At 64.3% G+C, this 22,192-nt stretch carries 20 protein-coding genes; 10 read left to right on the forward strand and 10 right to left on the reverse strand.

The genetic code is table 11. The annotated features are described in order from the left end of the window. Positions 1-30: 30 nt before the first annotated feature. On the reverse strand, positions 31-2,346 hold the full coding sequence (locus ABZ293_RS09860; RefSeq protein WP_355179052.1) for an FdhF/YdeP family oxidoreductase: 2,316 nt from the start codon (positions 2,344-2,346) through the stop codon (positions 31-33). 558 nt (positions 2,347-2,904) lie between these two features. Here ABZ293_RS09860 and ABZ293_RS09865 point away from each other — a divergent pair. Both ABZ293_RS09865 and ABZ293_RS09870 read left to right on the forward strand, forming a co-directional pair. Continuing rightward, entirely contained in the window at positions 2,905-3,408 is a 504-nt protein-coding gene (locus tag ABZ293_RS09865) for a hypothetical protein (RefSeq protein WP_355179054.1), read from the forward strand. Next, entirely contained in the window at positions 3,405-3,536 is a 132-nt protein-coding gene (locus ABZ293_RS09870; protein ID WP_355179056.1) for a hypothetical protein, read from the forward strand. Before ABZ293_RS09865 ends, ABZ293_RS09870 begins: the two co-directional genes overlap by 4 nt. A 16-nt stretch (positions 3,537-3,552) precedes the next feature. Here ABZ293_RS09870 and ABZ293_RS09875 read toward each other — a convergent pair whose 3' ends face one another. Both ABZ293_RS09875 and ABZ293_RS09880 read right to left on the reverse strand, forming a co-directional pair. Then, positions 3,553-4,065 (reverse strand): hypothetical protein, encoded by a 513-nt coding sequence (locus ABZ293_RS09875; protein WP_355179058.1) that lies wholly within the window; start codon positions 4,063-4,065, stop codon positions 3,553-3,555. Positions 4,066-4,448: 383 nt separating this feature from the next. After that, positions 4,449-4,946, reverse strand: a complete 498-nt coding sequence (locus ABZ293_RS09880; RefSeq protein ID WP_355179060.1) for a pyridoxamine 5'-phosphate oxidase family protein — start codon at positions 4,944-4,946, stop codon at positions 4,449-4,451. Between the two features lie 681 nt (positions 4,947-5,627). Between ABZ293_RS09880 and ABZ293_RS09885 the strand changes: the two genes are divergently transcribed. Beyond that, positions 5,628-6,005 carry a PPOX class F420-dependent oxidoreductase gene (locus ABZ293_RS09885; RefSeq protein WP_355179062.1) on the forward strand — a complete coding sequence of 126 codons (378 nt, stop codon included), beginning with the start codon at positions 5,628-5,630 and terminating at the stop codon, positions 6,003-6,005. Between the two features lies 1 nt (position 6,006). Here ABZ293_RS09885 and ABZ293_RS09890 read toward each other — a convergent pair whose 3' ends face one another. The 4 genes from ABZ293_RS09890 to ABZ293_RS09905 form a co-directional block, all read right to left on the reverse strand. Continuing rightward, positions 6,007-6,270 (reverse strand): helix-turn-helix transcriptional regulator, encoded by a 264-nt coding sequence (locus ABZ293_RS09890; protein ID WP_355179064.1) that lies wholly within the window; start codon positions 6,268-6,270, stop codon positions 6,007-6,009. 167 nt (positions 6,271-6,437) lie between these two features. Further along, positions 6,438-7,676 (reverse strand): MFS transporter, encoded by a 1,239-nt coding sequence (locus ABZ293_RS09895; RefSeq protein ID WP_355179066.1) that lies wholly within the window; start codon positions 7,674-7,676, stop codon positions 6,438-6,440. Further along, positions 7,669-9,459: an HEXXH motif domain-containing protein gene (locus tag ABZ293_RS09900; protein WP_355179068.1), complete on the reverse strand. Its 1,791-nt coding sequence runs from the start codon at positions 9,457-9,459 to the stop codon at positions 7,669-7,671. The genes ABZ293_RS09895 and ABZ293_RS09900 overlap by 8 nt, the downstream gene beginning before the upstream one ends. Before the next feature lie 15 nt (positions 9,460-9,474). Then, positions 9,475-9,696, reverse strand: a complete 222-nt coding sequence (locus tag ABZ293_RS09905) for a hypothetical protein (RefSeq protein WP_355179070.1) — start codon at positions 9,694-9,696, stop codon at positions 9,475-9,477. Between the two features lie 1,101 nt (positions 9,697-10,797). Between ABZ293_RS09905 and ABZ293_RS09910 the strand changes: the two genes are divergently transcribed. From ABZ293_RS09910 to ABZ293_RS09925, 4 genes are all read left to right on the forward strand, one after another. Then, a complete protein-coding gene (locus ABZ293_RS09910) occupies positions 10,798-10,947 on the forward strand; it encodes a hypothetical protein (RefSeq protein ID WP_355179072.1) in 150 nt (49 codons plus the stop codon). A gap of 67 nt (positions 10,948-11,014) precedes the next feature. Continuing rightward, positions 11,015-14,059, forward strand: coding sequence for an FxsB family cyclophane-forming radical SAM/SPASM peptide maturase (locus tag ABZ293_RS09915; protein WP_355179074.1), 3,045 nt, complete (start codon positions 11,015-11,017; stop codon positions 14,057-14,059). A 22-nt stretch (positions 14,060-14,081) separates the two neighbouring features. Further along, on the forward strand, positions 14,082-15,317 hold the full coding sequence (locus ABZ293_RS09920) for an FxsB family cyclophane-forming radical SAM/SPASM peptide maturase (protein ID WP_355179076.1): 1,236 nt from the start codon (positions 14,082-14,084) through the stop codon (positions 15,315-15,317). Between the two features lie 336 nt (positions 15,318-15,653). Continuing rightward, positions 15,654-16,082, forward strand: coding sequence for a nuclear transport factor 2 family protein (locus tag ABZ293_RS09925; protein WP_355179078.1), 429 nt, complete (start codon positions 15,654-15,656; stop codon positions 16,080-16,082). Positions 16,083-16,230: 148 nt separating this feature from the next. Here ABZ293_RS09925 and ABZ293_RS09930 read toward each other — a convergent pair whose 3' ends face one another. Then, entirely contained in the window at positions 16,231-17,889 is a 1,659-nt protein-coding gene (locus ABZ293_RS09930; RefSeq protein ID WP_355179080.1) for a hypothetical protein, read from the reverse strand. Between the two features lie 194 nt (positions 17,890-18,083). Between ABZ293_RS09930 and map the strand changes: the two genes are divergently transcribed. Next, on the forward strand, positions 18,084-18,851 hold the full coding sequence (map, locus tag ABZ293_RS09935; RefSeq protein WP_355179082.1) for a type I methionyl aminopeptidase: 768 nt from the start codon (positions 18,084-18,086) through the stop codon (positions 18,849-18,851). 45 nt (positions 18,852-18,896) lie between these two features. Here map and ABZ293_RS09940 read toward each other — a convergent pair whose 3' ends face one another. Next, positions 18,897-19,616 (reverse strand): glyoxalase, encoded by a 720-nt coding sequence (locus tag ABZ293_RS09940; protein ID WP_355179084.1) that lies wholly within the window; start codon positions 19,614-19,616, stop codon positions 18,897-18,899. 112 nt (positions 19,617-19,728) lie between these two features. On the opposite strand from ABZ293_RS09940, the gene ABZ293_RS09945 reads away from it, so the two are divergent. After that, positions 19,729-20,277, forward strand: a complete 549-nt coding sequence (locus tag ABZ293_RS09945; protein WP_355179086.1) for a helix-turn-helix transcriptional regulator — start codon at positions 19,729-19,731, stop codon at positions 20,275-20,277. A gap of 67 nt (positions 20,278-20,344) precedes the next feature. Further along, positions 20,345-20,728: a PPOX class F420-dependent oxidoreductase gene (locus ABZ293_RS09950; RefSeq protein ID WP_354957215.1), complete on the forward strand. Its 384-nt coding sequence runs from the start codon at positions 20,345-20,347 to the stop codon at positions 20,726-20,728. Positions 20,729-20,788: 60 nt separating this feature from the next. Here ABZ293_RS09950 and ABZ293_RS09955 read toward each other — a convergent pair whose 3' ends face one another. Continuing rightward, a complete protein-coding gene (locus ABZ293_RS09955) occupies positions 20,789-22,186 on the reverse strand; it encodes a metallopeptidase TldD-related protein (RefSeq protein ID WP_355179131.1) in 1,398 nt (465 codons plus the stop codon). Between the last annotated feature and the right edge of the window lie 6 nt (positions 22,187-22,192).

Consider the following 22,192-nt stretch of genomic DNA (forward strand, 5'->3'; position numbering starts at 1 on the left):
CCGCTGCTGCCCGGTACCCACGTCATCGACTTAGGCCGAACGCTCGATGGTGACCTCGAGGTTCTTCATGATCGGCTGATCGCTTTGAGTGCTGTAGTCGCCGATCGCGCACAGCACGTTCAACTCCGGCATGTAGCCCGCGGCGTTACCACGAGGGATGTCGTAGGGGATCGCCTGGTATTTCTGTACCGATCTCCTGCTTCCGTCGTTGGCGACGCTGGTGATATCGACCTTGTCGAACTCGCTGAGGCCCCGTTCGCGCATATCGTCGGGATTCATGAAGACCAGCGTGCGCAGGTTCTCGATCCCGCGGTACCGGTCGTTGTCGGAGTAGATCGTGGTGTTCCACTGGTCGTGTGAGCGCACGGTGGCCAGCGTCAGGGTGCCTGCCGCCGGGGCGATGTCGGGCAGTTCCGCGGTCGAGAACTCCGCGCGGCCCGACGGGGTCAGGAAGACCAACTCTCGGGCCGGCTGGCGAATGCGGAATCCGAGCGGCAGCCGCACGCGGCGGTTGAAGTCCTCGAACCCGTCGAGCACCTTGGCCATCGTGTTGCGGATCCGGTCGTAGTCCTCGACGTAGGCCTGCCAGGGGGTCGGGCTGTTCGGCAGTGCTGCCTGTGCGATTCCTGCAATGATCGCCGGTTCGGACAGCAGGTGCGGCGAGGCGGGCCGTTTCATGCCGAGCGATAGATGGACCATGCTCATCGAATCCTCGACCGAGGTGGCCTGGATTCCGCTGAGCTGGTGGTCCTTCTCGGTGCGGCCCAGACATGGCAGGATCAGGGCCCGTCGGCCGTGGACGACGTGGCTGCGGTTGAGCTTGGTGCTGACCTGCACGGTCAGCTCACATTTGCGTAGCGCCGCGTAAGTGTAGGTGGAGTCGGGTGCGGCCATAGCGAAGTTGCCGCCCATGCAGACGAACACCTTCACGTTCCCGGCCTGCATCGCTTCGATCGTGTGGACGGTGTCCAGGCCGTGTTCCCGCGGCGGGTCGATGCCGCACACCTGTGCCAACCGGTCCAGGAATGCCTCGGTGGGGCGGTGGTCGATGCCGCAGGTCCGATTGCCTTGGACATTGCTGTGCCCGCGTACGGGGGAGGGGCCGGCACCTTCGCGGCCCAGGTTTCCGCGCAGCAACAGCAGGTTCACGATCTCGCGGACGGTGTCGACGCCGTGCTCGTGCTGGGTGATGCCCAGGCACCAGCTGATGATGCTCCGGTCGGCGTCACAGTAGATCCGCGCTGCTTTGCGGATGTCGGCGACGGCGACTTCGGACTGCCGCTCGATTTCGGTCCACGACGCGGCCTCGCACATCGCGCGATATTCCTCGAAGCCGACCGTGTGGCGGGCGATGAACTCCGCATCGAGGGCCATCGGATCCGTACGTGCTTCCTCGAGAACAGCTTTCGCGATTCCACGCAACAATGCCATGTCGCCGCCGATCCGCGGCTGCAGATTCAGGGTGCTGGTGGGGGTGGCGCGGAAGGTGGCCATCTCCAGGAAATCGTGCGGGATGATCGCGCGCCGCGCTGCCGCCTCGACGAGAGGGTTGATGTGCACGATCTGTGCTCCGCGTTTGTGGGCCTCGACCAGCGAGGTCAACATCCTCGGTGCGTTGGAGGCGACGTTGACCCCGATGATGAACAGGGCGTCGGCGGCCGCCCAATCCACGAGGTCGACGGTGCCCTTCCCGGTGCCGAGTGCAGCCTGCAGTGCCCGCCCGCTCGCCTCGTGGCACATGTTGGAGCAGTCGGGAAGGTTGTTCGTGCCGAATTCGCGCGCGAGCAGCTGGTAGAGGAAGGTCGCCTCGTTCCCGAGCCGGCCGGAGGTGTAGAACGACGCCTGGTTGGGATCGTCGAGCTCGGCAAGCGCACGGCCGACCAGCTCGAACGCCTCCTGCCAGCTGATCGGGACGTACCGATCCGTCGCCGGGTCGTAGGTCATCGGTTCGGTCAACCGGCCTTGGTTCTCGAGATCGAATTCGCTCCACTTCGACAGTTCCGTCACCGTGTGTGCCGCGAAGAACTCGGCGCCAACTCGCTTGTGTGTCATCTCCCAAGCGACATGCTTGATCCCGTTCTCGCAGATATCGAGGCGCAGGCCCTTCAAATCGTCGGGCCATGCACACCCTGGACAGTCGAAACCGCCGCCCTCATGGTTCATCTTCAGAATCGCTCTCGGGCCGTCGATCGCCTCGCGTTCGCGGGCCATGAACTTGGTGACGCTTTTTGCGGCCCCCCAACCCGCGGCGGGATGGTGGTACGGACTGAACTTCGGCTGCGCGTTCTGGTCGCGGTCCCGGCTCGGGCCTTCGTCGGGAGCGAAATCGTCGTGTGGACCGGACATATCTCTGAACCCTTCGATAATCCTGGAATCCGACGATCGGTTGTCAGATGTTCAACGATTCTTGCTTGATATTCGGTCAGCTATCAGACGGACATGTATGCAGCTATCCGGCGACCGTGCACCAACGAACTTCTGCGCGGCAAAAGCATCGGTAGTGGAGGTCTTCAAGCGATAGAGACCTTGCGACGTCCTAAATGTACGCCACCGGCACCTTGCATTCAGAACGAAAAGGTACGGCTGTTGTTCGAATTGGATGCGGCATCAACGCGAGGAGGAGCAGCGGCCCGTTGCACGGTGCTGTGGAACCAAGCTCGAGCTGCATTCGGTCGGTAGTGATCAATGCCGGCGTGAGGTTCCCCTGAGGTACGGGACCTACGAGATAGCGGGACCGAGGATCCCTGAAAATGTCACCTATGCCTCGTCCGCGTCGATCGTATCTGGGGCGGCCGATGGTTCCGACGAAGGCAAGTAGTTCGCTACTCGTGCCTCTCATCCGAAAGGTGAGAAACGTTGTCATCGCCCCTACCTGGCAATTCGATGAACTAGGAGATGATGGCGATGACTGTCAATGCAGTCGTGTCCAAGCAATGCCCGGCCGTTGGAACGGTCTTTATCGTCCCCAGCAACCTGGGAGTCCAAGCCACCAGCCTGCTGGTTTCTGGCGGTGACGAGATATTCGTCGATATCGCGCCCACCAACGTTCAAGAGGCGTCCTTTGCGGACCCGATCGCCACGCTGCATTTGCTTGGCCCCACTGGGGCCGAGTTCCAGATTCCCGATACGAACGTGCCGAACGCGCGGCACTGGAGCTACCCGGTGGTCGGCGACAAGACTCGCATCCAGTGCTTGGCTGACGGCAAGCAGGAACACATCAATCGGGGATCCAACTCGCTGAGCTACCGCTTTCCCATCACCGGCCTTGCGGGCCGCGACTGCACTGTCGAAATCAAGATGACCGCACACCCGATCGACGTGCTCGCTGACTCGTGCCTTTGGACGGTGGCGGGTCTGGGAGCTGACACCACGAACACCCGCGGCAAGACACTCGACGCTCTCGGATGAGGCTGCGCAGTCTGTCGCTGTTCGCGATCGGCATTGACGGGCGGGCGCTCAATCACTTCTGGAACGCCAACGACGGCTGGTACGACTGGGTACCGGTGCCTGGCGACACCCCGGCGAACCACCCATAACAGTGTGCTGGTGAGGCTACTTAAGGGACCAGGTAGCCACTGGGGGATTGTCCGTGCCGTAGTAGAGGATCACTCGAGTGATGTCTTCGGTCGTATCGAATACGACGGCGCCGGTCCGAAGCTCTCCAACGGAGAGAGAAGGATACTTCTTGAAGAACCGGGCCGGGCGTTCCGAGGATGAATACGTGACTTGATCCACTTCCTTGCCGGACACGGTCAACGCCTTGAACGTACGGACAGCGCAGTCCGTCCCGGACGTACATTTCAAGTCGAGATCGACAGCAGGATTCTGGCCGTCGCGATGGAGGTTGCTCACGGTGTAGACCGCCTCGCTGCCGGTAACCGTATGGTCGAGACCCATATCCGGGATATCGACCCTGTCTCCGAGCTTGTGGCTGACCGACGCCGGCTGCGCTGCCCCCGAGACGGCGGCTGGGGCCGGACTCGAGGTAGAGGTGGTGTGGTGGCTACTGCACGCACCGAGCAGGACCGTAGCCGATGCGACAGCGACCAGGGCAATCGTTTTCATAGCTGAGACACCTGCCAGTAGAAGTCGGACGTTACCAGAGGCATTAAACCTCGATCCACCAATGGATTTCGAATGGAGGGTCGCGGCTGGTCTCGGCCGCGACCTTGGGTGGTCGACTGGTTATGCGTAGAGGGTAACCGCTGGATGCTCCTACGGTTGTCAAAGCCGCTGCGGCTGAGTCTGTTTGAGTGGTCCGTCCTCTCAGTGCGCTTGTGAGTGTGTGAGCGGACGAACCCAGCTGTCTGCGCTTGCGCGTTGCATCCCAACCACTTCCGGTACGTCGTCAGCTCAGGCCACCATGGTTCAGGCGAATGGCTTCGGCCGCCAGGTCGATGTCCCCGCTGTAGCCCTCGTTGCAGACGAGGTAGAGCACGTTGATCGGTTCAGGCGTGCTGACGCTCGGCCCGCTGCTGGACCAGTTCCTCGACCGCGGTGGGGAGGGTGGTTTCGAAGTCGATGAGTTTGACCCACGTCGGGGTGATGACGATCCGGACCATGCCGTCGTAGAGCGAGCGGACCTCGGCCTCCCACTCGACGCGCTGCGCGGGGGTCATTTCGTAGCTGCCATTGATCTGCAGGTACTCCTGCGGGATGCCGTCCACCACGTCCAGCTCCGCTCGACCGCGGATGAGCAGGATCTTCGGCGGGTGCACCTCGGTATCGATCGTCAGCGCGACCTCCGGGTTGTGCTGCAGGGAGGGCAGCTTCGGGGCGTTCTTCGAAGTGCAGACGACGATCTCCGCGCCGTTCCAGGTGAATGCGATCGGCACGTTGCGGGGCGTGCCGTCCTTGGCGACGTAGGCCATCCGCAGCAGGTCGCGGGCCAGGAGCTCCTGGCTGAACGGGCGGTTCAGGATCTCGGTGATCTCGTTCGGTTTCATGGTGGTCGCTCCTTCGTCGATGTCGTCGAGGCCGTTCGGCTGCTCGTACCCCCTGGGACGGAGCCGCCCGAGCGTTCTCGACATCCACGGTGCGCTGCAAACACTTCTCGATCCGGAATCGGCGGTGTGCAGCCGGCTGGGCCGACCGTGTCAGAACAGAGCTGGCATCACTACGCGCCGAACCGGCCCCTACGACAACGTCTGCCCATAGGCGGTACCGCCTGCTGGACGACGATGTCCGCCGCGCATCGAGTCCTCCATCGGTCCATGGTGAGCTCACCGCAGTGGAAGATGCTGGCCGCCAGCAGATCTGGGCGTAATCGTTTGGACGGCATGGTCATCGGTCATCGTGACGACGATGTCGAGGAGGTCCGGCCGCTTCCGGTGGTGGGTGCTCGGCGGCCAGGGGCGTCCCCAGTCTTGACTGATTACAGCTCAGTGTGAGGATCGTTGTGCGAGCGCATTTTTCGGCGTCAGCGTGATCGCGGTCGGATTCACGAGTGGCATCAAGAGGTTGCTCGATGACGTCCGGACCTTCTTCCGGGCCTATCGGGGCTGAGTAGGGGGAAAGGCGGGCGGCGGCTCGCCCGTCGCCTGGCTCGCGGTACGTCAGCACGCGTACGGGCGCGTTCTGCCCGCAGACGGATGTCGCAGCAACCGCCGCGGCATACCGTTTTCGGTATGACCTGGAACGAGCTGAGTGTGAGCACTTTCGCCCTACTGACCACCTACAAAAAGGACGGCACACCGGTCGGCACACCGGTGTGGGTGGCGCCGGACGGCGACCAGATCGTGGTGTGGACCAACCCGAAGACCTGGAAGGTCAAGCGGATTCGTCGCAATCCGGAGGTGGCCGTGCAGATATGTGATGGCCGTGGCCGCCCGAAGAGCGAGGAGAAGTTCGCGGGCAAGGCCGAGGTCCTGGATGCGGCCGGAACTCAGCGAGTGCGCGATCTGGTGTCGCGCAAGTACGGGATCATCGGCACCGTGCTGATCCGGCTGCACAAGCTGTTCAAGGGTGCGGACGGCTCCGTCGGGATCGCGATCACCCCCGAGTAGATCAGGCCGATTCCGCGAGTCCGGCCGAACGCCAGGTATCGGCGAGTTCCTGCAAGGGAATCTCCAGGGCTGCGGCCAGCGCCACGATCGTGCCGAATGCGGGTGTCGGCAGCCGTCCGGTTTCGATCTTGCGCAGCGTCTCCGGCGAGATGCCCGCCGCCCGGGCGATCTGGGCCGGGTCGCGATCGGCGCGCGCGGCCCGCAGTCGGCTGCCGAGGCGGCGACCGGCCTCGACCTGGGCGGGTGTCAGCGGAAGTCGAACCATGCGACCAGACTATGGATGGTATTTAAATACCGCAAGCTCAGCGGTTGAACTTCACCCGGAACGGCCCGCCGTCCCTGTTGAACAGCAGATCCCCGTTCGGGAAGAACTGGACCAACGCGTACGCGCCGTTGCCGAGGTTGCGCCGCTGGGACGAGCAGGCTCTCGCTTCAGGAATCGGGTGATGTCAGCGCAAGCGGTAGATCACGAGAGCGGGTGGTGCGAGTACTTGCGTATGTGGCGAGTGTGAACATGGCCGTGAGTGCTAACCATCGCGTGGCGACGGCGCCCACTGCGGACAGCAGATAGCCCGCCCCGAGCGCGCCGAGCGCGACCGCGCCGTCGCAGAACAGTGCCATTGTCGCGACCGCGCGACCTAACGTCTGTTCGGGGATCGCATCGAGCCGGGATATCGTCAACGCGACGTTGCTGACGACCCCGACGCCGCCGACGCCACACCAACACGCGGCCAGCACAAAGGGATTGGCGCTGAACGCCATTGGAACGAGCAGCGCCGTCCATGCCCACAGCGCGCCCCGATAGACATTCCGGGGAGGGAAGCGAGTGATGAGCCGTGATGCCGCGGCGGCGCCGAGTACTCCGCCGACGCCCGCGGCGCTGAGCACCACGCCGACGGTCCACGCGGGACGGTCGCCGTTCTTCAGTTCCACCAGTATCAGCAGCAGGACGAGCTGAATGACGATATTCGACAGTCCGATCATTGCCGTCGACGTCCGTAGGAAAGGTTCGGTCCATACGACACGGAAGCCGTCGGTGATGGTGTGCCGGACCGAATGACGCTCGGACTCGGCGGCTCTCGGCGGTGCTGGCGAGTCCGGACGGATCAGCAACAGTGCGACGAGGCAGTAAAGATACGACACGGCGTCGGCGATGAACGGCAGCCAACGGGCCACGCCGTAGACCGCCGCACCTGCTGCTCGTCCGACCAGGATGGCGATCGGTTGCTCGGCCTCGAGGAACGAGAACGCGGCGGGTCGCTGTGCGTGCGACACCACGTCGCGGACCGCGCCCAGCTCACTGAGGCCGACGAAGACGTAGACACTGCCCTCGATGAACGCTGTGACACCGACTATCAGCGCGAGGCTCGGGAGCTGGGCAGCGACCGCTCCGGCCGCCAGGCAGGCCGCGATCAATCCGGTGATCTGGCATATCACCAGGGTTCGGATCCGGTTGGAATAGTCCGCGACAATGCCGGCCGCGATCTGGAAGATCAGACTCGGTAGGTTCAACGCGAAACCGACCCATCCCGCCGCGGCGGGCGAGCCGGTCACCGCGAGAACCAGCATCGGGTAGGCGATTCGGACGCCGTGGAATCCCACCAGCGATATCGCGTTTCCGGACCACAGCAGCAGGAAGTTCCGGTTGGTGTGGATTCCCGATCTACCCATGAGTGCGCGGATTCCTCGACAACCACCGCACCAGATCGACGATCTCGACACCTTCGGCATCCGCCAGCAGTACCTGGCACAGGTGGGCGGCGACCTCGGCCCTGTCATCGAGAACGCTGAAGTCATCGTCCGGGTGGAGCTTCGGCAATGCCAGCGCCAAGCCCGCCCACAACTGTGGCCGGAGCGGGTCGACGTGCAGCTCCTCGATGTATAGCGCGACCGCCGCAGCCAGGTCACCCGCCAGGTAGGCCCGGTCGCCGCGCGGCTGCTCGGGGATCGACAGCGCTTCGGCCGCGGCGTGGTCCAGCAGCTTCAGCTGCACTGGAAGGTGCAGGCGGCGATGGTCGTTCGGCACGGCTCGCTGGTCCACCTGATCCGCGGGCGGCAGGCCGTCGGGCCGTGGCGCCTGCGCGATCCAGCACGCGGCCAGCTCGGCGATGCCGCCGATGTCCGGTATCAGGTTCCGCACCTGCCAGAACGTCCGATGCGCTATCGCCACCTCGGACGCGGCGACCCTGACCGCCGTGGGCACGTCCTCCTCGCCCCAGGGGCGCATTTCAGCACTGAGCGCGCTCAGGAAATGCGAACCCGCCTCGGTGAGCAGGCTCGAGGTCGATACCTGCGCCAGGGCACCTTCCACCTGCAGACGCCACAATTCGAAATCGACGTTCGCCTGCATCGATCGGTGGCAGTCGGCGTGACGATGTATTCGCCAGAAGTCGGTGACTCCGAAGAACGCGTAGATCCCGTGCAGCAGGCCCATGATCGGACGCGGGTCGTCGCGCCACGGCGCGTAGAAGCGGCACACCGGATCGGGATCGAACAGCACGATCTGATCGGTCAGCAGCGTGAACTTCGTGTGCTGGACCTCATGGATCAGCGTGAGCGCCAGCTGGCATGGGTCCGCGGGGGCCGTGGTGTAGACGCAGCCGACTCCGTTGAATGCGGTGTGGCTCGTGCTCGCCGCGAGTGGTTGTGCGCTCAGCGGCGCCAAAGACTGCAGGCAGCTGCGCATCGGCACGAGGTAGCGGTCGAAGTCGCGGCGCAGTAGTTCCCACGCCGCCGCGAAATCCTGTTGCCACGTGCTGGTTTGGGCGGTCGTGAGCCGGGGTGGCCGCTGGCCGTCCAGCAAGTGTCGGAACGGGTCCAGGTCGTCCAGGAACACCTCCCGTTCCGCATCCGCCGCCCGCAATCGCCGCAGCGGCAGCCAGGCGGGATCGGACTCGTCATCCCGGGACGGGACGAGAACTGTGCTGGTGCCCCGGGTGAAGCGCAGTGCGCCGTCTTGTGTCCAGTGCAGTTCGCAGTGCCCGTTGTCCGCGGCAGGGCCGAGATCGGCCCTGCCGATCCCGGGCAACATCACCACGCCGTTGCGCACTACGACGTTGATGGAACCTTCGGGTAGACAGGCGATGGCGCCTGCCGCAGCGAGCCAGCCCAAGTAGCCGCAGTCGGCCCACAGTGGGGTCGGCGCGTCGTCGGGCTCGGCATGAAGGCGCTGTAGGACCTGGGCGAGCCACGGGCCGACGTGCGGGTAGGACAACAACGTCACGACCTCGGCCGGATGGGATCGTTGCAGTTCGGCCAGCGTCTGGTAGGCAAGGGAAAGTCCTGCGGCGTCGGCAATTTCGGGGCGCGACGTGGTTTCGGCGATGAGTGTGCGCAGCAGGATCAGCCGCATCAGTAGCGCGCCTTCGGTCAGCGTCGCGATGGCCGCCTCGGTCCCGTGGCCGGAACTCAAACTGGCCGTGACATCGTCGATCCCGGTGACTGTCGTTGGCATGTGGGTGTCCCGTCGCTAGGTGTTGATGGCAGAGTCGATGTCCGCGCGGACACGAGATTCGATGTGGTAGATCAACTTCTTCAGGTCGGCGCAATACACCGAGGGGTTGCGGAGTCCGTCACGCTCGCGATACCGATGCGCGAATCGGCGCGCATGCTCGCCGATCATCCGGCAGGCGTCGTCGAAAACCTGATGGCTCCTCGTCTTCGGTTGCTCACGCCAACCCTGGTCGGCCATCTCGTAGATATAGCAGCAGGCGCAAGACGAATTTCACCTACTGTGAATCTTGACGACGAACTCGACGAAGGGCGGCGACTCCCCAGCCGCCGCGACATAATTCGTCGACATCCAATCCCGCCGCGGGCCAAGAGGGCTGCTCCCGGAAATGTCCTATCGATACAGGCAACGGCGCCATTTCGGGCTCCCGCTACCTGTGTGAACGACCACGGGTAGCGCTGCACCAAGCCGCCCGTGGCCAATTTCTATATCGCCGGACTACTTACCGGAGATGATGAACGAATTGAATCCCCCGTGGCCTTAATCGGCATGGATGAGACGACGATCGACCACGGCGCGCAGAGCGGGGGCGGAGTTGGCCATCAACTGCGCCGCACCGGTTCGGCGAGTTCGGCAAGATTTCCCGCGAGATACCTCCTTCTTTCACTCCCATTGACGGATAGTGAAGTTCCGATCCGCAGTCGAATAATCGACCGACGATTGCGGCTACAGTCATGGGAGATCGCCTTCGCTGGACGACGTCGTCGACCCGGCTGCCTGAAGCCTATTGCAAGACAACGGGATTCCTGACACAGCCCAACTCCCATGGTTGGGAATTGGGAGTTCTCGAGAGAGCGTCAGCGAACGCGGGCACCGCGGCGGGTGCCCTGATCCGCGGGGGGATCCAGCTGTGGCAATAGAAATTCCGAGTCAGGTTGCGTTCTTCCTCAATATTTGTGGCGTGCCGTATCTGGATATCAACGAAGATCATGTGCGTGAACTGGCTCGGGTAGGTGCGAGGCTTTGCGACGAGCGCGGGGGAGACGCATGGGTCGGCGACCGGTGCGAGTGGCGAAGGCTCTGGAAATTGCGGCGGGTGTGATCGTGACGGTCGAGGTCGCGGTGTAGCTGTTGCACAAGTACGAGATGCCCTTCCCAACAACGGGAATAGATGTGGGCGATCGCACGTTTCGTGCGATTACGATCACTCTCGGGACGACAACCGGTCGCCCATTGATAGATATCCCGTTTCGCTTGTCGGCATTGTCGAGCCGATCAATTCTTGCAACGCCTGGCAATTTGCCGCGCCGGTACGGGAATGCAGAAAAGGAGGTCCCGTAAATGGGAAGACTCGATGAACTCGCCGCACTCAACACGGACGAGTTGGTCACCCACTGCACTCCGGCCATGCGAGCCGCCCTCGAGCGCTACGCCAAGGGTTCGCAGGACAGGGCTGGCGGGTTCAAGTCGTTCATCAACCCCACCAAGTGATCACGCAGCCACGGGCGACTCGGTAGCAGCGCGCCCGTGGCTGTTCCCGCAGCTCGAGGGAGCAAGTATGGAGTCCGACCCGGTGCCGTTGGGCGTTCCCGTGGTGCAAACGTCTTGGCCCGCACATGGATTGGATGTCGACGGGCTGCGCCGCAGCGGCTGGGAGCCGCTGCCGTTCACGGAATTCGTTGTCAAGATCCACAGCCGTTGCAACCTGGCCTGCGACTACTGCTACGTCTACGAGATGGCCGATCAAAGCTGGCGCGATCAGCCGAAGACCATGAGCCGCAGGGTTTTCGACGACGCCCTCCGGATGATCGCCGATCATGCTCGCCGCTTCCAGGTGCCCGCGGTGGACCTTGTGTTCCACGGTGGCGAACCGCTGCTGGTCGGACATCGCGATCTCGAATACTTCGCCCGGTCGGCGCGCGAATCGCTGGAGCCGATCACCGAGGTGCAGCTGGGCGTGCAGACCAATGGCGTGCTGCTCGACCCGGAGTTCTTGCGCATCTGCGCGCGCTGGAATGTTCGCGTCGGAGTCAGCCTCGACGGCGACGAGAGCGGCAACGACAGGCATCGCCGCGATCGGCGGGGCGCCGGGAGCTACACGCGTGTCGCGGCCGGGATCATGCAACTGACGACGGAGGAGAGCCGGCACCTGTTCGCCGGCCTGCTCTGCACCATCGATGTGGCCAACGACCCGGTGCGGACCTACGAAGCACTGCTGGCCTTTCGGCCCCCGGCGGTCGATTTTCTACTTCCGCACGGCAATTGGATGACGCCACCACCGGCGTCGACCGCCGACCACACCGCTACCCCCTACGCCGACTGGCTCATCCCGGTGTTCGATCGCTGGTTCCGGGCGCCGGAGCTGGAGACCCGGGTCAGGATCTTCGATGACATCATCGACCTGCTGCTGGGTGGCTCCGTGACATCGGAATTACTCGGGCTGGCCCCCATTCGGCTGGCCGTGATCGAAACCGACGGCACTCTGGAGCAGGTCGACGAGTTGAAATCGGCCTTCGCGGGGGCCACCAAGTTGCGCACCTCGAACGTGGGCAATCCGCTTGACCTCGCACTGCTGGAACCCTCGATCGTCGCTCGTCAGATCGGCGCGGATGCCCTGAGCGAAACCTGCCGGGCATGCTCTGTCCAGAGCGTCTGCGGCGGAGGGCATTACGTGCACCGGTATCGCGCCGACAACGGTTTCCGCAATCCCTCAGTGTATTGCGCCGATCTGACGAAGCTGATCCACCACATCGGAGCACAGGTCCGCACCGACCTTGCCGCCGCCATCACTGACGACAGGAGTGCAACCATGTCCGCCCCGACCATCGGTATCGACGATGCAGCGGCTGAGCTGTTCACTGGTTACGGCACGGAGTCCGCTGTCGTCCGGATGACTTCGGACATGCTGACCGTGCGACTCGTGCTGCTCCGCGCGCTCATCACCGAAGTCACCGCTCACCACCCGGAAATCGACGCCGCCGCCGGGCTTTCCGATGCCTATCGGGTCCTGACCGAGCTGGAGGAGTCACACCCGGCCGCGGTCGAGGCACTGCTGGTCTACCCGCACACCGGAGTGTGGCTCGGCCGCGTGCTTCACCGCGTGCGCAACGCCTCGGACGATCGGGAACCAACTCCGTTGTGGGCCGACTGCGGCTACCTCGGCTGGTTGGCGGCGGCCGCCGTGGTCACCAATCTGCCCAGTGGATCGATGCGGATTGTCGTACGCAACGGCGAAGTCATGCTGCCCGGGATCGGGATGGCGCGGGTCGGATCCGCGGGCGACTACGGCCACTGCGAGCTGACCTGGGTGGATGGCGCGATACGCATCGTCGCTGAGGGCAGTGCCCCGATCCGCGTGGCGTCGCTGGCGGACGAGTCCGACCCGGCGTGGCTGCCGCTGCGGCGGGTGCACGGCGGGAACGGCGAACCGGAGGTCGTCCTCGATGATCTCGATCCGTTCCGCGACCTGCCCTCGGGTACGGCACCGCGGCTCACAGCCGACGAATTCGGCACTTGGCGAGAGGATTTCGCGCAGGCCTGGCAGCTGCTGCGCCGAGACTTCCCCGGCTATCTGACGCCGATGCGTGCCTGCCTGCGGCTACTGACGCCGCTCACCGCGCGACCGGTGGCGGCGACCATCGGCCACACCGCGTTCAGCGGGACCGGTTGTGTGTACACCACGGCCCCGAAGGACTCTTGTGAAATGGCGGGGTCGCTGATCCACGAGATCCAGCACAGCAAACTCGCCATGCTCGCCGATCAGGTGCTGATAGTGGATCCCGACCCGACGTGTCGCTTCTACGCGCCGTGGCGTGATGATCCACGGCCGATCCTCGGTCTGATGCACGGGATCTACGCCTTCTTCGGGGTCACCGACTTCTGGCGGGTACACCGGCACGCCGACTGCCACCGGTCGATGGGTGCGCACATCGAATTCGAACGCTGGCGTTCACAACTGGCGACCGCGATGGTGGAGGCATCGGGTTCGGGCCTGCTGACCGAGCGTGGCGAGGAGTTCATGAGCGCGCTGACCGCAGGCGTCCGGCCATGGGCCGACGAGGACGTGCCGGCGGACGCGCGCGACGCGGTGGCCGAGATTCTGGTAGCACATCGCACTTCTTGGCAGGTGCGCAATCGTAGGTCCGACGACGCTGAGCTTGCCGAGCTGGCAGAGCTGTGGGTCGCTCGAGCGGCACCTCCCGCCATACTGCCGTCCGTACGGTATGTGGATCAGGAGACGATCCCGGATCGCTACCGCGATCTGCATATTCCGGTGCGGCTGAGATTGCACGACCAGGCCGCCGCTTCGAGCGTTGCACCCGCTGATCTGCCCCGCGGCACTCGCGCCTACCTGGCCGGCGAGTCGGCCGAGGCCGTCGAGTTGTACGCCCTGGAGTTGCGCGCGGACCCGCTGCTCCCGCAGCTCTGGGCCGGTCTGGCCTTGAGCCTGCCGGAACTGTTCCCCGACAACAACTTCAGCGTTCTCAACGATCGGGCAGAGGTGGCGGCTCGCCTGTATCAGCGGCTGCTGTCCGATGGCACCGAGACCGACGTGGTCGAGCTGGTGCGGTGGTTGTCCGACCGTCCACGCACCGATATCTGAAACCAGGAATCGAGAACAGACAATGGAACCGACATCGGTGGCACTGGGGCTGCCCGCAGTGCGCAAGTCATGGCCCGAAACGGGACTCGACGTGGCCGCGTTGCAGCGCAACGGATTCGAGCCCCTTCCGTTTACGGAATTTCTCCTCAAGATTCACAGTCGATGCAATCTGGCGTGCGATTACTGCTACATCTACGAAATGGCCGATCAGAGTTGGCGGGAGCAGCCGAAGGCGATGCGCCGGGAGGTTTTCGACGACGCCCTCGGAACAATCGCCGATCATGTGCGCAGGTTCAGTCCTCCGGCGGTGAGTCTCGTCTTCTTCGGGGGCGAGCCGCTCATGGCGGGCCATGCCGATCTCGAGTATTTCGCATCGCAGGCGCGGGCGGCGCTGGAGCCGCTTACCGCTGTCGCGCTCGGTCTGCAAACCAACGGCGTGTTGCTCGACGACGAGTTCCTGAGGATCTGCGACGACTGGGACATCGGCATCACCGTAAGTCTCGACGGTGATGAGCACGGTCACGACCGCCATCGCCGGGACCGCCGCGGCGCCGGGAGCTACTCCCGGGTCGCTGCCGCCCTCGAGAAAATGACGGCCGCCGATCGGCGGCATCTGCTCAACGGTCTGCTCTGCGTCATCGACCTCGACAACGACCCCTTGCAGGCCTACGAAGGATTGCTCGCGTTTGCACCTCCGGCAGTCAATTTCGAGATTCCGCTGGGCAATTGGACGACGCCGCCCCCCGGGTTTTCCACCGATCCCGGAGTTACTCCGTATGCGGACTGGCTGATCACGATCTTCGACCGCTGGTATGGCGCGCCGCACCTGGAAACGCGGATCCGAATGTTCGAGAACATCATGGACCTGTTGCTGGGCGGGACCGTGGAATCGGAGGTATGGGGCCTCGGGCCGATCCGAATAGCGGTGATCGAAACCGACGGCAGTGTGGCGCAGATCGACGACTTGAAGGCGACCTTCTCCGGTGCGACCAAACTGCCTGCCGGCCAACGCAATCCGCTCAACCGGGCCATGCTGGAACCCGAGATCGTGGCGCGCCAGATCGGCGTGGACGCGCTCAGCGACACCTGCCGCGCCTGCTCGATACACACCGTGTGCGGCGGTGGTCACTACGTCACGCGATACCGTGAGGGCGACGGCTTCCGAAATCCCTCGGTGTATTGCGCCGACCTGACCAAATTGATTCGCCACATCGAATCGCGAATGCGCGCCGACATCGCCACGGCACTCCATGGGTGACCCCTCTCAGGGCGCACAGGATCCCGATCATCGTCGGAGGCTGGGTGTAAGCGCCGTGCAGACCTTGTCGAACGTCTGGAAACCGTGTAGGTGACGGCCTGGGGTTCCTGTTTCTGCCATCTTGCTGAGCGTCGCGGTCGCGGCCATGGTCTGGATCGCCATGCCATCTTGATCCGCAGCTTTGGCACCTGGCTCTTGCACTGATATACACAACAATGGCCAACAGCCTGCCTTCTCGGCACCACGGGCATGGGTATCACCCGAATCGGTTTCGATTCCCGGGCGGTTTCCCGACGTTCTGGGTGTGTAAACCATTGCAGCTCAACAGGAGTCACCATGACAACCGGCGCAGACAAAGTCGCGGCGATCACCAAGTTTTTCGCGGCCTACGCCGCCTACGACCTCGATGGAATGCGGGAGGTGCTCACCGATGACATCGAGTGGACCATTCCCGGGCATCATCCGCTGTCCGGTACCAAACGCGGAGTCGAGGAAGTCGCCGCTTTCTTCACTCAACTGGCCAAGGCTGGGTTCCAAGCCGAGCCGCTGTTCCTCGAGTCCAACGACGAATACGTGGTCGACATCCACCGCGGCTGGTCCACCGAGGGTGCCGGCAAAGTCGACACCATGTGGGCGCTGGTCTGGCATTTCAACATCGACGGCAAGGTCGACCGGGTGTTCAACCTCAGCGGTGACCAACACCAGATGGACAACTACATCTGGAGCAACTTCTCCCTCGCTCCCATCCCGGACCGCCTCGCCTGACAGCTGACGCAAGAGTGCTCCCCGCACGCGCGGGGAGAAGCCCGCTGTAGGGATCTGCGTGTGAAGCTCGAGGGATCCGCATCGGCCGAGACTGGATGCATGAACGAGGCGCGGCCGACCTGTATGGATGTAGTGAAATACCGCAAACTCAGCTGTTGAACTTCACCCGGAACGGCCCGCCGACACTGTTGAACAGCAGATCTCCGTTCGGGAAGAACTGGACCAGCGCGTACGCGCCGTTGCCGAGGTTGCTCTGCCCGAAGATGGTGCGGTGCACCGTCTTTCCTGACTGCCAGTCCAGTCCGGTCACCTCCCAGCCGTCGGCCTTGGTGTAGCCGTTGACGAACACGACGTGGGATTTGGTGCTCGCGGTGGGCACCATGCTGGTGGCGACCACATCGGCGCGCGACCACACCGAGGTCCAGTGGTGGTCGGCCGGATCCCATCCGAACCGTTCGATACCCGATGGGGGCGCGAAGACAGGCCCACCGGCGAGCACATCGACGAGGCGGTCCGGCGCACCCTCGGGCCGGGCATTGTTGACAACGAACGCGCCGTAACCGTCCACGACGACCGATTGCTCGCTCTGGATGAATTCGGGCTCCGGATTCAGCCCCGCCGTGACCTGGATCTGATCGGCGATCCGGTTGGATTTGGTGCCCGGCTTCGGTTGGAATCCTTCGGGAATGGCGTCGCGCCAGAACGCGACCAACTTCATCCGATCGGCCCCGTCGGTAATGACAACGAGACGGTCGTCCTTGCCGTAACCCATGAGCGTGGGGGTGGAGCCGGTGCCGATGCCGAATTTCACCGCAGGCGGCTGGCGTCCGAAATCGTAGGGCGCCGCCCACGCACCGTCGGTGGCGTCGGCCGACAGTTTGGATCCGGTCCACACGACCTTACGCATGATCTTGTCGGAGGCGGCGTAGATGCCGCCGTTCTCGTCCACCGCCATCGCATTGGAGACCACCTCGTCGGCGCCGAAGTGGACCTGCTGCGGTTCACCCTGCAGGCTCCGGTCGATGATCGACAGGCCGCGGGTGCTGAGCACCGCGAGCTTGCCGTCGTAGGTCATATTCAGTCCGACGATGGACTCGGGCAGGCCGCCGAGTCCCGCGCCGGTGCCGAGCCACGGTTTGAAGTCGAGGGTGCGCAGAATGCGTACGCCCGCTTGGGGATTGTTCGCATTGGTCAGGCCGAAGACGACGATCTCCGCGTTCTGCGTGACGTAATAGACCCGATTGTCCTTGTCCACCAGGCTGTAGACGCCATTGGTGAGCCGCGTCCAGTCGACGCCCCAGTCGTTGTGTACGGCGGTCTCCACCTGGCCGATATCGGTGAAATTCTGGTTGAGTACCTGGTCGAGGGCTTGCGGTGCGATCGGTTTAATACCGGGCACGTCGGCGCGGGCGATCTCGCGAAACATGCCATTGCCGACCTGGACGTAGACCACGCCCTGGGTGGAGGAGATCCACATGTAGTCCGGTTCGGTGGCGGCGAGCGTCATGATGTTGACCGGTCCCGAGGTGACCCGCGCCTGTTGTTTCGGGTCGACATGGAACTCGCCCTGTGGCGTTTGGTACGGGAAGGTGTCGGACTGGCCGGGATCGATATGGGTGAGTCCGTAGGTCGCAGCGGCCAGATAGGGATTGCGGGCGGGCCCGGATGCGGCGCCCGACTGGTTCTGGGTCGTCGAGGAATCGCCGCGGCAAGCGGGGGCTACGAGGGCGAGGGTCAGTGCGATGGCGAGGGCTAGAGCCTTGCGACGCGCGGTTGGGCTGTTGGTTCGCTCGCTGCGCTCGCTCATGGGTGGCTCCTCTACGCTCGCTGTCGGGCAGTCGATCGGTGGAACACATGCCGCGGATGGGCCGCGAACAACGAAAAACCAGTGCTCATTGGCGTTCGCGAACATAACACATCGCCTGGTCACGCGGGGTGAATGGTATTTTTATACCGTGTGCCGCTATGCTCGGTATAAAAATACCGAGATGGAGGTTGGTCATGGTGGAGTTGAAGTCGGCGGCAGAGATCGAACGCATGCGGGTGGCGGGGCGCTTCGTCGCCCAGATCCTGGCGGAAGTGCGTGAGCGGGCCCGAGTCGGGGTGAACCTGCTGGAGCTGGAAGCCCATGTGCGGGAACGGATTCGCGAACGCGGTGCGGTGTCGTGCTACTGGGACTACGCGCCGTCCTTCGGGCGCGGGCCGTTCCGCAACACCATTTGCCTTTCGGTGAACGACGCCGTCCTGCACGGACTTCCGTTCGATTACGCGCTGCGCGACGGGGATTTGCTGACCATGGACCTGGCACTCGGTATCGACGGATGGGTGGCCGACTCGGCCACCAGCATGGTCGTTGGCACCGCCGATGCGGAGGATCTGCGACTGATCAAGGCGACCGAGGATGCGCTGGCCGCCGCCATCGCGGTGGCATTGCCCGGGAACCGGATGGGCGATATCTCCGCCGCCATCGCGGAGGTCGCATGGGCGAACGGCTATCCGGTGAACACCGAATTCGGTGGGCACGGACTCGGGCGCACGATGCATGAGGATCCGCATGTGTCCAATGTGGGCCGCGCCGGTCGCGGATTCCCGCTGCGACCCGGTTTGACCATTGCCATCGAGCCCTGGTTCGCCCGCACGACCGACCGAATCTACACAGATCCGGATGGCTGGACCATTCGCTCAGCCGACCGTTCGCGGACCGCGCACTCCGAACATACGGTCGCGATCACCGAGGATGGACCGCAAGTCCTTACCGCGGCCGAGTGAGATCGACCGCCGGAAGGTGCGATCCAGGCTGAAACCGGCTGCTGATCAATCGGTTTCGGCCAGCCAATCGGCCAGGTCGGTCGCGGCGCTCAGGTCCGCCGCGACGGCGGCGCGCTCGGTATCCGACAGCGCTATTGCGCTGAGTTCGGCTCGTGCCATCGCGGCCCGCTCGGCATCGCCGGTGGCAATGGCCAATTCGGCGAGTGCCGCCAGCGCTCGAGCCTTGTCGAGGGTCGATGCCTGCGCGCCGAACCGGCCGAGGCCGACCTCGAGCACCCGGATCGCGGCCGCGTGATCGGTCTTGAAATCGCGCAGGATGCGCGCATTGTCCACAACCCGTGCCAGCCCCTCGAGTGCGCGAGAGCCGCCGTATTCGAGTTCCTCGGGTTCGTCGCGCTGGATGTAGATGATGGTATTGCCGACCGGGTCGACCACGCTGAATCGGCTTTGGCCCGGACGGAATCTGGTGATGCGCGGGCAGCCTTTCGCGGGGATCTTCCCGTAGCGCTTGCGCAGTGCGGCGGTGAATGCGCGATGCCGCTCGGCGACATCGTCGAGCATGATCAGGCAGCCGACCTGTTCGGCGGGGAGTTCGGTGCCAGCGGGCGCGGCGGCGAAATGGACCGCGCAGCCGTTGGCCTCCACTGCGCCGTAGGCGTAGGGCCGGGTTTGTTCATGGGTGACCTTGTATCCGAGGGTTCGGTAGAAGTCGAGGGTCTCGGTCAGATCGCCGCTCCGGAGCACCGGAACTGCCAGATCGGTCATCAGTGCGCACCCCGATCGCAGTAATCAATTTTGACTACCAGAGGCTAGAGCGATGAAACGGCGGAAGTCAAATTTGAGTAGTATGGCCGTTCCGTGAGAAAGGGAGTCCAGAATGTCGGCGGTGCGTCTGCTCGTCCTCGGCGTGATGCGGTTGCACCAGCCCACCTACGGCTACGCCGTGCGCCGCGAACTGCTGTCCTGGCGTGCCGAAACCTGGACGAATGTGAAACCTGGATCGATCTACCACGCGCTCAAGCAGTTGACGCAGGAAGGCAAATTGAGTGCGTTCGGCACCGAGGGCAGCACCGAGGGGCCCGGCCGCACCCTGTTCCAACTGACCGAGGTCGGGGAAGCCGAGTTCCGCAGACTTATGGATGAGGCGCTGGTCAGCGTCGATATGGAGGAGCTCGGCGCGGGTATCGCGTTCATGGATGCCCTGCCGCGCGCGCACGTCATCGAGAAACTGCGTGAACAACGCCGCAATGCCGCCGCGGTCCGCGACGACCTGCTCGCCATGATCCCGAAGTTCCCCGGCCGCTACGAACCACCCCACGCGACCGATCTGCTCGAGCTGTGGAGTGGGGTATTCGACAATCTGTCGCACTGGACCGGTGGTGTGCTCGAACGCCTGGAAGCAGGCGAATACCGTATGTCGGACTGACGGGCGCAATGCGGTCCGCGCTCGAGCGCGCCGAGCCCGCTGGCCCGATCCCGGATAGGCTGCCCATATGACGAACACGCTGGATGCGGTCGGCAAAGCCGATTACGTGTTGTTGACGACCTTCCGCAAGGACGGCACGCCGGTCGGCACCGCCGTCTGGGCGGCCGAAGACAACGGAAAGCTGTACGTGTGGACCGAGACCAACAGCTGGAAGGTCAAGCGGCTGCGCAACAATCCGGCCGTCACCCTGCAGCCGTGCAATCCGTCGGGTAAGCCGCGTGGTGAGGTCATCGAAGGCACCGGTCGAGTGCTCGATGCCGAAGAAACCCAGCGCGTCCGCAAGCTGATCAAGCGGAAGTACTGGCTGCTCGGCCCGATCCTGGTGAACGCGAGCATTATTCGCCGCGGCAAATCCGGCACCATCGGCCTCGAGATCACCCCCAGCGCGTAATCGCCCCGCCGCTCGATCATGAGCGCCGGGCCCGCCGCAGCGAGCCCGGCACCGGCCGGATCAGGTCGCCTGGCTCACCGAGGACATGTGGAAGTCCGGAATCCGCAAGGGCGGCATAGCAGTTCGGGTGAACCAGTCCTTCCATTCGCGGGGCAGGGTGGTTTCGGTGGCCCCCGCCTCGGTGGTGCGGCGCAGTATGTCGATCGGACTCTCGTTGAAGCGGAAGTTGTTGACGGCGGCGGTGACCTCGCCGTTCTCCACGAGGTAGACGCCGTCGCGGGTGAGGCCGGTGAGCAGCAGCGTGGCCGGATCGACCTCGCGGATGTACCAGAGCGTGGTGAGCAGCAGGCCGCGTTCGGTATTGCCGATCATGGTGTCGAGCGTCGCGCCGGAGCCGCCGGTCAGCAGCAGATTCCCACCGGGAACCGTAGTGGGGGCGCCGAATTCGGCGGCGGTGGCGCGCGGGTAGACCAGGGATTCGATGACGCCATCGCGCAGCCAGTCCACGCGCTGAGCGGTCAGGCCATTGTCGAAGACCGACAGTGATTCCGAGGACGACGACGTCGCGACGAACGGACGGTACTCGAGTCCGCTGGCGGCGGGATCGGAATAGAGCGTCAACGGAATCTCACTGAGCCGCTCGCCGATTCGGGTGCCACCGGCCTTGGCGAAGGCGCTGTGTCCCTCGTGCGCGCCACGGCCCTCCATGCTCCAGGCCATGTAGATCATCAGATCCGCGACCGCCGAGGGCGGCAGTAGGGTTTCGTAACGTCCGGCGGGCAACTCGACCCGCCGTTTGGACCAGTCCAGTCGCCGCGACAGCTCGCTCAGCAGGCCGGGAATATCGACATCGGTGAAGGTGGCGGTCCCGACACCGACCCACGCACTCGCCAGATCCGCACCCTCGCCGCGCTTTCCATTGATCTCCACCGAACCGGTGGGCTGGACGAACCGGCGGCGAATGCCGGTCGAGGTGCCGAGCCAGGTGGTGTGCATCTGGTGGTGGGCGAATCCATAGAGCCGGTCGGCGCCATCGAATCCGCCCGCCAGATCGCGCGCCACCTCGGTGAACACCTCGATGCCCGTGCTGCCCGGCGCGGAGGCCCAATCGGCGGTATCGTCGCCGCCCGGCAGGTCATCGGCATCCGGTGTCAAGAGCGGCATCGCGTCCTTGGCGGGTTCGGCGGTGCGGGCTGCCGCTTCGCTGGCGTGGACGACGGCCTCGATATCGTCGGGGTCGACGCTGGTGGAGCTGACACTGCCGACGCGCGCGGCATTCGGGCCGTCCCGGAATATCGAGATGACCGACCATTCCCGCGAAATCGAGGAACCGTTGGTGGTCATCGAGTTGCCCGCCCAGCGCAGCGACGCCTCGTGCGCGTCGGTGATGATCACCATCGCCTCGTCCGCGTGTGAGAGCGCCAGCGCCTGCTCGACCACCGCGCCCGCGGGCATCATGCGCTC

This window comes from Nocardia sp. NPDC005998 (genome assembly GCF_040614395.1).
Lineage (GTDB): Bacteria > Actinomycetota > Actinomycetes > Mycobacteriales > Mycobacteriaceae > Nocardia.

What these genes read in the sequence shown, in the direction of transcription:
- ABZ293_RS09860 (WP_355179052.1), bottom strand. Translation starts at nt 2,346, where the DNA reads ATGTCCGGTCCACACGACGATTTCGCTCCCGACGAAGGCCCGAGCCGG.
- ABZ293_RS09865 (WP_355179054.1), top strand. Translation starts at nt 2,905, where the DNA reads ATGACTGTCAATGCAGTCGTGTCCAAGCAATGCCCGGCCGTTGGAACG.
- ABZ293_RS09870 (WP_355179056.1), top strand. Translation starts at nt 3,405, where the DNA reads ATGAGGCTGCGCAGTCTGTCGCTGTTCGCGATCGGCATTGACGGGCGG.
- ABZ293_RS09875 (WP_355179058.1), bottom strand. Translation starts at nt 4,065, where the DNA reads ATGAAAACGATTGCCCTGGTCGCTGTCGCATCGGCTACGGTCCTGCTC.
- ABZ293_RS09880 (WP_355179060.1), bottom strand. Translation starts at nt 4,946, where the DNA reads ATGAAACCGAACGAGATCACCGAGATCCTGAACCGCCCGTTCAGCCAG.
- ABZ293_RS09885 (WP_355179062.1), top strand. Translation starts at nt 5,628, where the DNA reads ATGACCTGGAACGAGCTGAGTGTGAGCACTTTCGCCCTACTGACCACC.
- ABZ293_RS09890 (WP_355179064.1), bottom strand. Translation starts at nt 6,270, where the DNA reads ATGGTTCGACTTCCGCTGACACCCGCCCAGGTCGAGGCCGGTCGCCGC.
- ABZ293_RS09895 (WP_355179066.1), bottom strand. Translation starts at nt 7,676, where the DNA reads ATGGGTAGATCGGGAATCCACACCAACCGGAACTTCCTGCTGCTGTGG.
- ABZ293_RS09900 (WP_355179068.1), bottom strand. Translation starts at nt 9,459, where the DNA reads ATGCCAACGACAGTCACCGGGATCGACGATGTCACGGCCAGTTTGAGT.
- ABZ293_RS09905 (WP_355179070.1), bottom strand. Translation starts at nt 9,696, where the DNA reads ATGGCCGACCAGGGTTGGCGTGAGCAACCGAAGACGAGGAGCCATCAG.
- ABZ293_RS09910 (WP_355179072.1), top strand. Translation starts at nt 10,798, where the DNA reads ATGGGAAGACTCGATGAACTCGCCGCACTCAACACGGACGAGTTGGTC.
- ABZ293_RS09915 (WP_355179074.1), top strand. Translation starts at nt 11,015, where the DNA reads ATGGAGTCCGACCCGGTGCCGTTGGGCGTTCCCGTGGTGCAAACGTCT.
- ABZ293_RS09920 (WP_355179076.1), top strand. Translation starts at nt 14,082, where the DNA reads ATGGAACCGACATCGGTGGCACTGGGGCTGCCCGCAGTGCGCAAGTCA.
- ABZ293_RS09925 (WP_355179078.1), top strand. Translation starts at nt 15,654, where the DNA reads ATGACAACCGGCGCAGACAAAGTCGCGGCGATCACCAAGTTTTTCGCG.
- ABZ293_RS09930 (WP_355179080.1), bottom strand. Translation starts at nt 17,889, where the DNA reads ATGAGCGAGCGCAGCGAGCGAACCAACAGCCCAACCGCGCGTCGCAAG.
- map (WP_355179082.1), top strand. Translation starts at nt 18,084, where the DNA reads ATGGTGGAGTTGAAGTCGGCGGCAGAGATCGAACGCATGCGGGTGGCG.
- ABZ293_RS09940 (WP_355179084.1), bottom strand. Translation starts at nt 19,616, where the DNA reads ATGACCGATCTGGCAGTTCCGGTGCTCCGGAGCGGCGATCTGACCGAG.
- ABZ293_RS09945 (WP_355179086.1), top strand. Translation starts at nt 19,729, where the DNA reads ATGTCGGCGGTGCGTCTGCTCGTCCTCGGCGTGATGCGGTTGCACCAG.
- ABZ293_RS09950 (WP_354957215.1), top strand. Translation starts at nt 20,345, where the DNA reads ATGACGAACACGCTGGATGCGGTCGGCAAAGCCGATTACGTGTTGTTG.
- ABZ293_RS09955 (WP_355179131.1), bottom strand. Translation starts at nt 22,186, where the DNA reads ATGATGCCCGCGGGCGCGGTGGTCGAGCAGGCGCTGGCGCTCTCACAC.